The sequence below is a fragment of the Cognaticolwellia beringensis genome (assembly GCF_002076895.1).
GTDB lineage: Bacteria > Pseudomonadota > Gammaproteobacteria > Enterobacterales > Alteromonadaceae > Cognaticolwellia > Cognaticolwellia beringensis.
This window is the reverse complement of record NZ_CP020465.1, coordinates 598,398-612,029: the sequence shown is the minus strand read 5'-3', so window position 1 is coordinate 612,029 and position 13,632 is coordinate 598,398. Positions and strand designations below refer to the sequence as shown.

Below are 13,632 nucleotides of genomic sequence, written 5' to 3'. Positions count from 1 at the left end.
AAACAGCTATAACACATCAAAAATTGCTCAACGTATTATTAAAGCCTAGATCAAAATTTTAAAAAGTAAAAAAATAAATAAAAATATTTTTAATAAATAAAAATGAATAAAATGATGAGTTAAAGACGGAATCAAACTTCAAAAACGTATAATTCCTTTACAGTAAAAATAATTTAATGAATTGATTTATATGCGTAACTAAACCATAACTTATCTCTATAAAAATATTGATGAACAACATAAGGTGTAAAGATTAAATTACACCTTATAACCTGAACATTTATCGACTAGGACTAATCAATAGATAAGTTTGATATTTTTTTAATAGCGATGTCATTCTTATCGATGTCTAAATGAAAGAACTATGAATCAGATCGGTTGGATATAGTATTAAAAATGAATAGCAATATGTAACTTGATAAAGCTCTGTTTTGGGGCGGGAAGTTTTACAAATTCAAATATAGCGATTTAACTTCGATGGCGTTTTTTTGGCCTTTTTACAAAAAAAATAATTATGGCTATTTAAACCACACCTTACCGCCAATAAACTTATAAGCTGGCAAACCCCGAATCAAAGCCTCTCGAGCAAATGGTTTTTGGCATTTTGGGCAAATACAAGACTCAAGCGTGTAATCTTGATTTATCCGTTCTTTAAAACTTTTGACTAGTGCGCCTTTGCCGCCCTTCCGATATTTAAATAATAAGAAATTACAGCTAGCGCAAAAAATATCGACTGTTTTAGTTGGGCCCTTTTTATTAGGTTTTGCCATAAAATAATTTTACTCGGGTACGCTATATTTCGGGTTGATTTACGCCAACATCGGAATAATTTATGTTTCTAATAGGTGTAGCAATTTTACCATATTTGGAACTCCAAAATATAATACATATCACCATCATGAACACAGATAAATTAAAGCTATCAACCATACGAATTTTTAATTAACTTCATACATCCCATGAAAGTGGCTATTTATCGGTAACAGCTTGCCCATTAAGAAAATAAACGCTAGCGTAAAGTTATAAATCTGACTGCTCTAACGAGGCAGCACATTGACGCCAGACAGGAAACAATATGAACTTTAATAAAAGAACTTTTTTAAAAGCCAGTGCTGCAAGTGTTGCCACTATGACAATTGCAGGGCAAACGCTTACATCTTCTAGCCTTGCTGCAGCTTCCAATGTTCAAGCTAATACAAATAAAAACCAATCATCAGCACTAAAAACAATAACAAATACAGTCAAAGGCATTAGTAAAAACGAGCGATTCGAGCGCATTAGCCATGCACAAAAATTAATGCACCAACTTGATATTTCTGCGCTGATCCTTGAGCCTGGTGCTGCCATGGACTATTTTTCAGGAGTACAGTGGTGGCGTAGTGAACGCTTAACAGCCGTTATTATCCCACGTGAAGGCAACATATCTGTTGTTTGCCCTTTTTTTGAAGAGCCTAGCGTGCGTGAAAGTTTAGCGGTAGGTGATGATATTCGTGTTTGGCAAGAGCACGAAAGTCCGTTCATATTAATCCAGAAAATATTAAAAGATGCAGGCTTGGATAAGGGTAAAGTAGCCTTTGAAAACTCTGTGCGGTATTTCGTTATGAGCGGTATTATGGCACAGCTTTCTCACATGCAACATGTCAGTGCCGAGCCCGTAACTCGAGGCTGTCGAATGTATAAAAGCCAACACGAACTTGAGTTAATGCACAAAGCGAACGAAGTCACTTTACTTGCCTATGCCGATGTATTTTCAAAGCTCAAGGCTGGTATGAGCCAAAGCGATGTAAAGTCATTAATGCACACAGCCCAAGGGCAATTAGGCGGAAAAGGTGCATGGAATATGGCGCTTTTTAATCAAGCCAGTGCTTATCCGCACGGCACTAAACAAAAGCAGACATTAACCGAAGGCTCCGTTGTCTTAATGGATTGCGGTTGTAATGTTCATGGTTATCAATCTGATATCAGCAGAACTTTTGTCTTTGGAGAGCCAAGCAAGCGTCAACGTGATGTTTGGCAAACCGTTAGACAAGGCCAAGAAATAGCCTTTGAACAAGCAAAAATAGGCACACAAGCGGGTTTAGTTGACGATGCCGTACGTGAATTTTATCAAAGTAAAGGTTTTGGCCCAGGCTACAAATTGCCTGGATTATCGCATCGAACCGGACACGGTATTGGCATGGAAGGACATGAGAGCGTAAACTTTGTCCATGGTGAAACGGCCATATTAAAACCAGGCATGTGTTTTTCGAATGAGCCCGGCATTTATATTCAAGGCGAGTTCGGCGTTCGCCTAGAAGACTGCATTTATATGACCAAAAAGGGCCCGCAATGGTTCACTATGCCGCCATCATCGTTGGATGATCCCATCGGAAAATTAATTAAACTGAGCACAACATAAAACAGTACTTTAGTTTTAATAAGCCAATACCTTGGTAACAATTTTTATACACTTTGTTCATACTTTAGCTTTGCAACCGACCTACCGGTCGGTTAAACTAACGCTATTCTGTTACTAAGGTGTTTTAAGGTATCCTCATGAGAGACTCAGAGCAAACTCGTCAAAAAATATTAGAAGTTAGCGCCGATGAAATCCATAAAAAAGGTTTCACCGCAACCAGCTTATCTTGTATTTTAGCGCGCTGTGAAATATCAAAAGGAGCGTTATACCACCACTTCGCTAATAAAATGGAACTTGGCTACGCGGTATTTGAAGAGGTTTACGCCCCTGCATTTATTAAACTATGGCAACCAACGGTAGAAGCCGACGATCCCATAGAAGGCTTGTGCGAGTTTTTCAGTGCGATGTCTAAAAACATGACGTGCGATGAACTAGTATGCGGATGCCCTTTAAACAACCTATGTCAGGAGATGTCTGGTGTAGATGAAGGCTTTCGAATTAGAATACTTGCGATGCAACAGCAATTAAATTTATTAATTGCCACCAACTTGTCACGTGTTAGCCAGCAATTACAACCCGAGCTTGATTTTAGTCAGGTTGCTTACTTTATTGTCTCAACATTTCATGGCTCTTCAAGTTTAAGTAAAAGCTCATTAAACAAAGAGTTATTTGTCAAAGTCATTAAAGAGCTTTGTCGTTACATGCGACAATTAAAACGCTAAGTTAAAATTAACTCCACCTATAGATAACAATTCTTAACACTTTATCGACTATCTTAATCCTAAATGCTATTTACAGACCGAGCGGTCGGTATGTATAATAACCACAATTCTGAATCACTTTAATTTAACTGTATTTCCCAAGGACCATCATGAAAAAGCTCTTAGTACTGTTTGTATTACTCACTAACTTTATACAAAGTAGTATCGCAGCTGAGACTACGCCAGCAGTTTCGCCCTATCAAGTAATAGAAGTAACAGGTAATAACCTATTCACTAAAATTGCTAGTAATCAAGATGCTTTAAAAAAATTCCCTGAACTAATGCGAGATATTGTTGAAGAAGAATTAATGCCATCGGTTGATTACCAATATGCAGCCTTTAAAATTCTAGGTAAACATTTACGAAATACAACCAAAGAGCAACGCGTAAACTTTATTACCGCCATGCGCTCATACTTGGTTCGCACTTACGCGAATGCATTAACACAGTACAGCAACCAAAAAGTATTATTTGAACCGGAAGCTAAGTTAAAAGAGAATGCAAAATCAGCTTCTGTTGATGTTAAAATTATCGATTCAGGCAAGCCTGATATAAAAATTACTTTTCAAATGCGCAAAGACACACAATCACAAGAATGGAAGGCTTACGATATGATTGTTGAAGGTATATCCTTAATTAGCAGTAAACAATCTGAGTTGAACCGTAGAATATCTGATTTGGGCTTAGACCAAGTCACCCTCGAACTTGCTTCAATCGCAAGTTAATACTTAGCAAACTATCGCGAATAAAAAGCCCGCATAACCTGTAAAGTTAAGCGGGCTTTTTTGATCACGATGTAAAAGTATTATTCTGGAGCTGAGCTTATCGTCATTTCCGTCACTTTATTCGCTTCAATATCCGCTTCAGTAAAACGTAAAGGCCTAAGTTGCGGTTGTTGTGAATAGAGTAAGCTTTGATCTAAGTTATGGTCGCTGCCGTATTCTGATGACTGTGAGTAACTCAATAAACCCCTAGCTACTGGGCCTTCATCGGTAAAGTTGACTACTGTCATCCAACTACTGCCATAATTAATGTGATAACCGCTACCTTCAGCACTTAAAATAGAGTCGCTATTTTGTGCTGGGTAAACATGACGGGGGATTAATGAGCCATCATTTCCTGTTCTCGTACTAAAGACATTAAAACCGCCTTCTATATTGTGCGCGCCAGCCCAAGGTATTTTTACGCCCGATGCACTACCATCAGGTAAACTACGTTCAACAAACTGCACAGAGCCCAATGTTGCATCTAAAGCTAAGCCCGCTGATTCAACATTGAGAATAGCTTGTGCAAATTGCTCTAACGTTGTGTTGTTATTCATTAAGCCATTCGGAGTGCTTGTTGCGTTTTCAACATTGAAGTTATTAAGCCATTGTGGGTTTTTATCGAATAGAAAAGCAAACTCTCTAAATAAATGCGCTGAACTACTATCTTTATTCATAGTGCCATCCCATAACGACAAAGCTGTGCAACCTGCGCTTATATCGACATTCTCAGCACCAACAGTAACAGCTGTGCTACCTTGCGCTTGGCATATAGCTAATAGTTCTGTCAGTATATTTTCAGCAAGATAATTTCGATTACTGAATAAGGCTTGTTCAACCTCTGTAGGATTAAATAAACCATCACTGCCAGCAGCATCCACTAATAACTTGTGTGCCATACGAGAGCGTAATGACTGTTGGTTATCTACGTCACCATATAAAGGAGAAACGCCGGTTATTGGTGCATTAATATTGGTAAGCCAATAACTGTCATTTGAGTTTTGTACATAATCAGTACCTGAATATTGTGGTGCATTTTCATAAGGAACAGCACGCTCAAAATCAAATGCAGATAAAAAACCCGGTAAAATAGTAAAGCCAGCGGCTTGTTTTGCGCCAATAAGTAAAGGGTTAGTGGTCATTTCATTAATTGCTGAAGCGGTTAAGTTGGGCACCGTTGAATCATCAATATAGAAAACATTACCTTCGCTATCGGCCGACATTGTATTGTTAAAAATTACGCCGTCGTAGTCTTTAAAAGCTTGTTTAAATTCAGCAATATTACCGGCTAAATTCATCGCTAACCAATGATCAATTATATCGACATTACCCAAATTAGCATCTTTAATAGCAAAAGCATTACCACCGGGGCCCCATTCAAAACTCCCTGGTACAACCACCATAGGACCATGATGAGTAGCATAAGTCATTTTCGATAACTTGATGGTTTGGCCAGGTGCAACTGCAACATCGATGGAAATTTCTTTACTGGTGATTAAACGATTGGTTCCATCTATAACTTGCGACATTTGCGCAGCATCGTTCGGGTTCAATGTTAGCTGATAAACCACGAAATGTTCAGCCGATGAAAAGGTATGTGTCCAAGCAACATTTTCATTAAAACCAATATTTACCACACCAGGAACACCGGTAAGCGAACCGCCCATCACATTTAAATGATCAGGTATAGTAATATGAAACTGCCAAAAACGTAAATTACCTGTATGTGGAAAGTGTGGGTTTGCCAACACCATTCCTTTGCCGTTTTCTGTTTTATCTTTACCTAAGCCCCAGCCGTTTGATCCTAAATCACTTGGATTTTTTTCAGGCATTGTAATAACAGGCTTGGCATTAACAACATAATTATTAGCCGCAACATTTTGCGCATAAGGTGCGAAGCTTTCTCCTGGAGGAGCAGCTAAAAACATTGGACCAAGAAAATTTGCAGCCCCTGGCAACAAAGCGATACCAAGCGAGTATGTCATCATATCGATATTGCTGATCGGCTGAACCCAAGGCATGTTGGCACATGCAGCGTCTATATTAGCTACCCCGGTATCGGCTAGGTATTTATTATAACCTTGCGCATAACCCGATAATAACGCTTGGCTATTAGCTGAAAGTGCATTTATATTTTGTTCTGCATGCGCTCTTATGCCTAATGTTAGAAAGCCAAAGTCATTAATTAAGTGCTCAGAATCACCCGAAGCAGGCACCAAGTCTGGGCCGTAATATTTTGCTCGCTGTGAATTATATTTGATAATTTGGTCGGCTAGCACACAAATATTATCTTTAGCGAAAGCATAGCCAACACCATAGGACATACTTTCTAGATTGTCGGCCTTAATATGAGGCACACCATAATCTGTCCAACGAATATTTGCCGATAATACGCCGTCATCATCAAATGATGGCACAGGTGTAGCGACTACTGGTGGCGCAATTGGCGTAGGAATTTCAGGTTCTGGCGTTCCTATATAGGTATAATCACCGCCTCCACATGCGGATAATACTGAAATTAACCCTATGATTGAAATAGGCTTTATTGTATTTTTTATTGAATAATTCAAAATAAACTCCCTTTAACTTCTATTATTTTTATCATACGTTAAACTTTACTTACCTCGCCATACTTGCACAATAAACCATCAACCTCAAATGATTATTATTTGGTAATATTCATCAAAAATTTGCTTACTTTCACGGAAAATATAGCTCTATCTGTTTACTAGCAGTAGTCAGCATTCATACAAATGGGGTATTTAGCATATGTTTTTATTTAAATATAAAAATTTAAATGCGAACTTTATAAAAGCTTTGTTCATGAGATATTTGCTAGGTGGGTTTTACTATACTTATACTAACCTTGATATAAAGAGTCGAAGTCTGGAATATTACTTTCCCAAATGGGCGTATCTTTACCAATATATTCTTGCACTGCATCAAAAAATAACCGAGTTCTTACGGGCAAGTCTCGATGTGGATATATTGCGTACATGGCACTGAAGTCTGATAACTGTATGTCCGTGAGCAGTGGGACTAGTTGCCCATCTATAACTTCATTACCTAAGATAAGCGCCGGCAGTACAACAAAAGCAGTACCTGAAAGTGCTTTTAATAACAGTACCTCACCATCATTGGCACGAAATACGCTTTTTATCATTTTTTCATTTCTATCACCTTTTTTATCTATATAGCTGATACTTGTAACTCGCAAAGCATTGCTGGTATAAGTTGCTGCAGGTAGTAATGCGAGATCGTCAATGGTATTAGGTAAACCATAAGTATCAATAAACTCGGGAGATGCAAGAATAACCAGACGATTACGGGCTAGCTTTCGCGCAATTAAGGTCGAGTCTTTGGGTTCTCCCACACGAAAAGCCAAATCAAAGCCTTCGGCAACAATATCAACAACACGGTCTTCCAAACGTAATTCGACTTCAACCTGAGGAAAACGTTTCTGAAAATCATTAATAACCGGTTGTAAATAGAGTTTTGCTATGATGGTAGACGAGGTGATTTTTAACACCCCTCGTGGTTCTTGATGATAGTTTTCAGCTAACCTGATGGTATGCCCAAGCAGTTCTCGTAATTCACGAGATTTTTTTATCATTTCGGCGCCAGCAGCCGTAAGCGAAAAAGAACGTGTTGTTCTATTTAGCAGCCTTACGCCCAAGTCATCTTCCAGTCGACTTATTTGCTTTGAAATCACCGAGCGGTCAATGTTTCTGCTTTCTGCAGCACTGGAGAATGATCCTAATTCAACTACATCTAACAACATTAATAACCGACTTGTAGTATCCATTACCCACTCTTTAATAATCTTATTGGTGTCATTCTGGCACTAATGAAATTAAAAATCTATGCTTTTTATCCACACATTGGTTCCGTATCATGCACGCCATGAAACTTAAGTATATTATTTCGAGCCAGACGAGAACTCTTATGAACAAACACATTTTTATTGCCGCTATCATCACCATTAGTTTAGCTGTAACAGGCTGTACTGAAGAGCCTGAGAAAAAGACAGCATCGCAGCCATTACAACCTATAGATGTTGCCGAGGTATTAGTTAAACCCGTACAAAACTGGCATGTTTATACTAGCCGTCTAGAGTCTCCTGAAGAAGTAGCGTTAATGCCACGTGTGTCTGGTGTTATTGACCGTATTGCTTTTAAAGAAGGTGATAACGTAAAACAAGGCGATTTATTGTTTCAACTTGATAACCGCCCTTTTGCAGCTGTAGTTGCGAGCCTAGAAGCTCAAATTCTTAGTGCAAATGCAGCATTAGACCAAGCAAAAAGTGAAGCCAAACGTGCCATACGCTTAACAGAACGCAATGCTATATCAACAGAACAAGCACAAGCTCGCACTTCAACTTTACATCAGCGTGAAGCACAATTAGCGGCATTACAAGCTCAGCTAACCTCAGCACAACTTGATTTAGAATTTACGGCTATTCGTTCACCTATAAATGGTGTTATTTCAAGAGCAAATATCACCCGTGGTAATAACGTACTTGCGGGTCAAAGCATACTAACGTCAATCGTTTCTAATCATGAAATGTATGCCTATTTTGATATTGATGAGCGTACTTGGAATAATTCATTTGCTGATGTTACTGCGGCAAGCAAACAGCAAGTTGTTATGCAAAAAATAGGACAACAAGCCTTTACCCATGAAGGTTACATCAACTTCATTGATAACCGTATTAATGCGTCAACAGGTACTTTAAGAGTTCGTGCTATTTTTGAGGGGCAACATAGTGAAGTAAACGACCAATTACGTGCTGGATCATTTGCTCGTATTAAGCTCGCTGCTAACGCGATAACGAAGCAAATTATTATTCCTGAACGTGCCATAGGTACAGACTTGAAAAATCGCTTTGTACTTACGGTCGGTGAAAACAACGTTTTGGAATATAAGCTTATCGAAGTTGGTGAACGTTACGGAAAATTACGTGCGATTACTTCAGGTTTAAATAAAGGCGACATTATCGCTGTCAACGGCCCCGCTCGCGTTGGACCTGGCATGCCAATAAATCCGACGACCGTCACCATTGATACAACCGATATAGCCTTTACTTTGTCTTCAATGGACGATGTAAGCCTTATAGCTAAACACTAAGAGCTGATCATGAATTTTTCTCACTTTTTTATTCAGCGCCCTATTTTTGCGGCCGTACTATCGCTCATTATTTTGATCGGTGGTGGTATTTCATTATTCCAATTACCGATCAGTGAATACCCTGAAGTTGTACCGCCTACGGTTGTTGTATCGGCTAGTTATCCTGGCGCAAACCCAACCGTTATTGCACAAACAGTAGCCACACCACTTGAGCAAGAGATTAACGGCACTGAAAACATGCTGTATATGTTTTCACAAGCCACCAGTGATGGCCGCATGACCTTAACGGTTACCTTTGCATTAGGTACCGATTTAGACCGAGCACAAGTGCAAGTACAAAACCGTGTAAACAGTGCATTACCGCGTTTACCTGAAGAAGTTCAGCGTTTAGGTGTAGTCGCCGAGAAGTCATCACCTGACTTAACCATGGTAGTACATTTATATTCACCTGAAAAAACGCACGATACCGCTTATTTATCTAACTATGCCGATTTAAACATTAAAGATGAAATTGCGCGTTTACCGGGCGTTGGCGACATCCGCTTATTTGGCGGTGGTAAATATGCAATGCGTGTATGGTTAAACCCAGATGTACTGGCATCACGTGGACTTACCGCGACGGATGTTGTTACGGCTTTACGTGCTCAAAACCAACAAGTAGCTGCAGGTAGTTTAGGTGCGCAACCTATTTCGAATGACAGCCAATTTCAAATATTATTAAATGTTAAAGGTCGATTAAATAGCATTGAAGAATTTGAACAAGTTATTATTAAAGTCGGTGAGCAAGGTCAGTTAACCCGTTTATCTGACGTGGCTCGTGTTGAATTAGGCCAAGACTCATACTCGCTTAGAGCTGAGCTTGATAACCAACCCGCTTTAGCTATGCCTATTTTTCAACGTCCGGGCTCAAATGCTATCGAACTGTCTGATCAAGTACGTGAAACCATGGCGCGCTTATCAAAAGATTTTCCTGCCGGTGTTGAATACGACATTGTATACGACCCAACAGTATTCGTACGTGGCTCTATTGACGCGGTTATCACCACATTACTAGAGGCTATTGCGCTTGTTGTTATAGTTGTTATTGTATTTTTGCAAACATGGCGTGCGTCTATCATTCCATTAATTGCCGTACCTGTTTCATTGATTGGTACCTTTGCTGTCATGCAATGGCTAGGTGTATCGATAAATACTCTGTCACTATTTGGCCTAGTGCTCGCCATCGGTATTGTGGTTGATGACGCCATTGTTGTAGTAGAAAATGTTGAGCGTAACATCGAAAAAGGCTTATCACCGCTTGAAGCAACCCGCGTTGCCATGACTGAAGTCACCGGACCTATTATTGCGATTGCACTTGTATTGTGTGCGGTATTTATTCCGACTGCGTTTATTACCGGCTTATCAGGTCAATTTTATAAGCAATTTGCGTTGACCATTACTATCTCAACCATTATTTCAGCCTTTAACTCATTAACGTTATCGCCAGCGTTAGCGGCATTATTATTAAAACCGCATGATGCAAAACCAGATGCCTTTACCCGCTTATTGAATAAATTATTCGGTCGTTGGTTGTTTACACCATTTAACCGCGTATTTAACCGTGGTGCTAAAGGATACGAAAAGCTAGTACAAAAACTTATCCGTATGACTGTTGTTGTGATGGTCGCTTACATCGCCTTAGTTGGCGGCACGATTAAGTTATTTGACGCGGTACCTGGTGGCTTTATCCCACAACAAGACAAACAATACTTAGTCGCGATTGCCCAGTTACCTGATGCGGCAAGTCTAGATCGTACTCAAGATGTCTTGGCACAAATGCAACGTATTGCTTTAGATGTGCCGGGTGTAGCGCACACGGTCGCGTTTCCTGGTTTATCGGTGAACGGTTTTACCAATAGTCCTAACAGCGGCATTGTCTTTACGCCACTGGATAGCTTCGATAAACGTAACGATCCAAGCCTATCGGCTCAAGCTATAGCGGCGCAATTAAACCAACGTTTTGCTGCCATTGACGAAGCTTTTGTTGCGGTATTCCCACCACCGCCAATTCAAGGGTTAGGAACTACTGGCGGCTTTAAGCTCCAAATTGAAGACAGAGCTAACAAAGGCTTTGAAGCCTTATTTAATAGCTTGCAAGCCGTTATTGGTAAAGCGCAAAAAGATCCTGCATTAATGGGACTTTACTCAAGCTTTCGTATTCAAGTGCCACAAATGGATATTGATATTGACCGTGAGCAAGCACTTATTCAAGGCATTCCGTTAAATGAAGTATTTGACGCGTTGCAAATTTACTTAGGCTCAGTGTATGTAAACGACTTCAACTTGTTTGGTCGAACTTATCAAGTGAATGCCCAAGCCGATGCTGACTTTAGGTTAGATCCAGAACAGATTCTAAACTTAAAAGTACGTAATCGTGCCGGTAACATGGTGCCATTAGGCTCGGTATTAACGGTAACACCGGCCATTGGCCCCGACCGAGTAATGCATTACAACGGTTACCCAAGTGCAGAACTTAACGGCAGCCCTGCGCCAGGTTTCAGCTCTGACCAAGCACAGCTCGCTATTGAAAAAGTACTCGCTGACACATTACCCGCTGGTATTGAATATGAGTGGACAGAAGTTACGTACCAGCAAGTGCTGGCAGGTAATACTATGGTTTATATATTCCCATTAGTCGTGTTACTGGTATTTATGGTGCTTGCTGCACAGTACGAAAGCTTGCGCTTGCCATTGGCGATTATATTAATCGTGCCCATGACTATTTTCTCCGCGTTATTAGGGGTTTGGTTTGTCGGCTCTGACAACAACATATTTACCCAAATCGCGTTAATCGTGCTGGTGGCCTTAGCCTCGAAAAACGCTATATTAATGGTCGAATTTGCCAAAGATAGGCACGATAACGGTTTGTCGCATTTAGAAGCGATACTCGAGGCTTGTCGTATGCGTTTACGCCCAATTTTAATGACCTCAATTGCCTTTACTGCTGGTGTAGTGCCATTAGTGTTAGCAACCGGTGCCGGTGCAGAAATGCGTCACGCCATGGGTAATGCGGTGTTTTCTGGCATGATTGGTGTCACTGTATTTGGTTTATTGTTTACCCCCGTATTTTATATGCTTGTAACAAGTAAAAAAGCTAAAGTGCAGGAGATATCTCATGACTAAATTAGGACAAAAACTGCTTAAAAAAAGCTTTACAGCAAGTGCGATTTTAGCCGTTGTGTTTTTATCAGGCTGTGCGAGTAAAATTGACACTGTTCAAGAGCAAAACCTTGTTAGCGAGTTAATCGCTAAAGCCAACATTGCGAGCGAGTTAAGTGGCAAGTTAAGCGCTGAAGATGAAATAAACTGGTGGATAAAGCTTGATTCAAGTCAGCTAAACCAATTAGTAGCAGACGCGTTAGCCAATAACTACGATTTACAAACCAGTCAATTAACGTTGAAAAGTGCCTTAGCACGACTAGGCGAACAAAAAGCGCAATACTTACCGCAAGGTGGTGTTGCCATTGGTGCAAAACGTAGTGATGTGATTTCTACTTATGATCGTCAATCAAGCGCTAATTTAGCACTTAACTGGCAATTAGATTTATTTGGACGAATTACCGCCTTGGTTGATGCAGCAAATGCATCGGCCATGAGCCAAGCGGAACAAGTACGTTTATTACAAATAGAAGTCGTATCTTCTGTAGTAAAAGGTTTCGTGAGCTATCAAGGTAATGTTGAAAAGCAGCACATAATTGCCATGCAAATTGATGCACTTACGCAAGGCATTGATGTATTGCAAGCACGGGTTGATGAAGGCGTAGCTAACGATCTCGATTTAAACAGAACCATGGCCCAACTTAGGCAGCAGCAAGCATTAATACCGGCGATTAAATACGCTAAATATCGCGATTTATCGACCTTAGCCGTACTTACCGGCCGTTTAGCGCAAGATGTTAAGTTAGCTGATGAACAAGCTATTTTAGCGCATGAGTTTAATGTAACGCTTAGTGAACCTAATAACGCCATTGCCCTTAGACCTGATATTAGCCGTGCAATTTATGACTTTAGTCAAGCGAATAGCTTAAGTGTTTCAGCAAGCAAAGCATTATTACCAGACATAAGCTTGAGCGGATTTGCCGGCGTTCTGAGTATAAACAGCACAGGCTTTAGCGATACACAACAGCAGTGGCAAGTAGCGCCGCAACTTCAGTGGTCAATTCTCAGTTACCCGGCGCTTTTAGCACAACGAGATGCACAACAATTTTTAAGTGAAGCCGCTTATAGTGATTACCAACAAGTCGTGCTTAAGGCACTCAGTGAGAGCGAACTTGCTCTACAATTGTTGGTTAATCAAGCCCAGCAAAAACGCTTTGCCGATGAACGCTATGGCTTTGCTAACAATGCATTTTTACAAGCAGAAGCCATGTACCAAGAAGGGCAAATTCCTTACTTAGAGTTGTTAGATGCACGTCAGGATGTTTTAATAGCACAAGAAAATGCAGTTGATTTAACCATTTCATCCATGCTTGCGAAAGTAAACGCCTACCAGTCGTTTAACGGGCAATGGAGCTATGCTTTAAATCATACGAATAAATAGAGT

At 40.1% G+C, this 13,632-nt stretch carries 9 protein-coding genes; 6 read left to right on the top strand and 3 right to left on the bottom strand.

Annotation, left to right across the window (positions count from 1 at the left end):
• Positions 1-518: 518 nt before the first annotated feature.
• The gene (locus B5D82_RS02520; RefSeq protein ID WP_081148960.1) at positions 519-770 is read right to left on the bottom strand and encodes a hypothetical protein; all 252 of its coding nucleotides are present in this window, start codon (positions 768-770) and stop codon (positions 519-521) included.
• Positions 771-1,075: 305 nt separating this feature from the next.
• On the opposite strand from B5D82_RS02520, the gene B5D82_RS02515 reads away from it, so the two are divergent.
• From B5D82_RS02515 to B5D82_RS02505, 3 genes are all read left to right on the top strand, one after another.
• Positions 1,076-2,398, top strand: coding sequence for a M24 family metallopeptidase (locus B5D82_RS02515; RefSeq protein ID WP_081148958.1), 1,323 nt, complete (start codon positions 1,076-1,078; stop codon positions 2,396-2,398).
• A 137-nt stretch (positions 2,399-2,535) separates the two neighbouring features.
• Entirely contained in the window at positions 2,536-3,120 is a 585-nt protein-coding gene (locus tag B5D82_RS02510; RefSeq protein ID WP_081148957.1) for a TetR/AcrR family transcriptional regulator, read from the top strand.
• 149 nt (positions 3,121-3,269) lie between these two features.
• Complete coding sequence (locus B5D82_RS02505) at positions 3,270-3,884, top strand: MlaC/ttg2D family ABC transporter substrate-binding protein (protein ID WP_081148955.1); 615 nt, start codon at positions 3,270-3,272, stop codon at positions 3,882-3,884.
• A gap of 80 nt (positions 3,885-3,964) precedes the next feature.
• On the opposite strand, the gene B5D82_RS02500 is transcribed toward B5D82_RS02505, so the two are convergent.
• Together B5D82_RS02500 and B5D82_RS02495 are read right to left on the bottom strand one after the other, a co-directional pair.
• On the bottom strand, positions 3,965-6,496 hold the full coding sequence (locus B5D82_RS02500; protein ID WP_081148953.1) for an acylase: 2,532 nt from the start codon (positions 6,494-6,496) through the stop codon (positions 3,965-3,967).
• A gap of 287 nt (positions 6,497-6,783) precedes the next feature.
• Positions 6,784-7,728 carry a LysR family transcriptional regulator gene (locus B5D82_RS02495; protein WP_081148951.1) on the bottom strand — a complete coding sequence of 315 codons (945 nt, stop codon included), beginning with the start codon at positions 7,726-7,728 and terminating at the stop codon, positions 6,784-6,786.
• A gap of 140 nt (positions 7,729-7,868) precedes the next feature.
• Between B5D82_RS02495 and B5D82_RS02490 the strand changes: the two genes are divergently transcribed.
• From B5D82_RS02490 to B5D82_RS02480, 3 genes are read left to right on the top strand one after another with little or no spacing between them, the layout of a single operon-like run.
• Positions 7,869-9,050: an efflux RND transporter periplasmic adaptor subunit gene (locus tag B5D82_RS02490; RefSeq protein WP_081148950.1), complete on the top strand. Its 1,182-nt coding sequence runs from the start codon at positions 7,869-7,871 to the stop codon at positions 9,048-9,050.
• 9 nt (positions 9,051-9,059) lie between these two features.
• A complete protein-coding gene (locus B5D82_RS02485; RefSeq protein ID WP_081148948.1) occupies positions 9,060-12,212 on the top strand; it encodes an efflux RND transporter permease subunit in 3,153 nt (1,050 codons plus the stop codon).
• The gene (locus B5D82_RS02480) at positions 12,205-13,629 is read left to right on the top strand and encodes a TolC family protein (protein WP_081148947.1); all 1,425 of its coding nucleotides are present in this window, start codon (positions 12,205-12,207) and stop codon (positions 13,627-13,629) included. Before B5D82_RS02485 ends, B5D82_RS02480 begins: the two co-directional genes overlap by 8 nt.
• Positions 13,630-13,632 lie beyond the last annotated feature (3 nt).

Excerpts from the sequence above, each read along its gene's own strand:
- B5D82_RS02505 (WP_081148955.1), top strand. The coding sequence starts at position 3,270 with ATGAAAAAGCTCTTAGTACTGTTTGTATTACTCACTAACTTTATACAA.
- B5D82_RS02495 (WP_081148951.1), bottom strand. The coding sequence starts at position 7,728 with ATGGATACTACAAGTCGGTTATTAATGTTGTTAGATGTAGTTGAATTA.
- B5D82_RS02480 (WP_081148947.1), top strand. The coding sequence starts at position 12,205 with ATGACTAAATTAGGACAAAAACTGCTTAAAAAAAGCTTTACAGCAAGT.
- B5D82_RS02520 (WP_081148960.1), bottom strand. The coding sequence starts at position 770 with ATGGCAAAACCTAATAAAAAGGGCCCAACTAAAACAGTCGATATTTTT.
- B5D82_RS02490 (WP_081148950.1), top strand. The coding sequence starts at position 7,869 with ATGAACAAACACATTTTTATTGCCGCTATCATCACCATTAGTTTAGCT.
- B5D82_RS02485 (WP_081148948.1), top strand. The coding sequence starts at position 9,060 with ATGAATTTTTCTCACTTTTTTATTCAGCGCCCTATTTTTGCGGCCGTA.
- B5D82_RS02515 (WP_081148958.1), top strand. The coding sequence starts at position 1,076 with ATGAACTTTAATAAAAGAACTTTTTTAAAAGCCAGTGCTGCAAGTGTT.
- B5D82_RS02510 (WP_081148957.1), top strand. The coding sequence starts at position 2,536 with ATGAGAGACTCAGAGCAAACTCGTCAAAAAATATTAGAAGTTAGCGCC.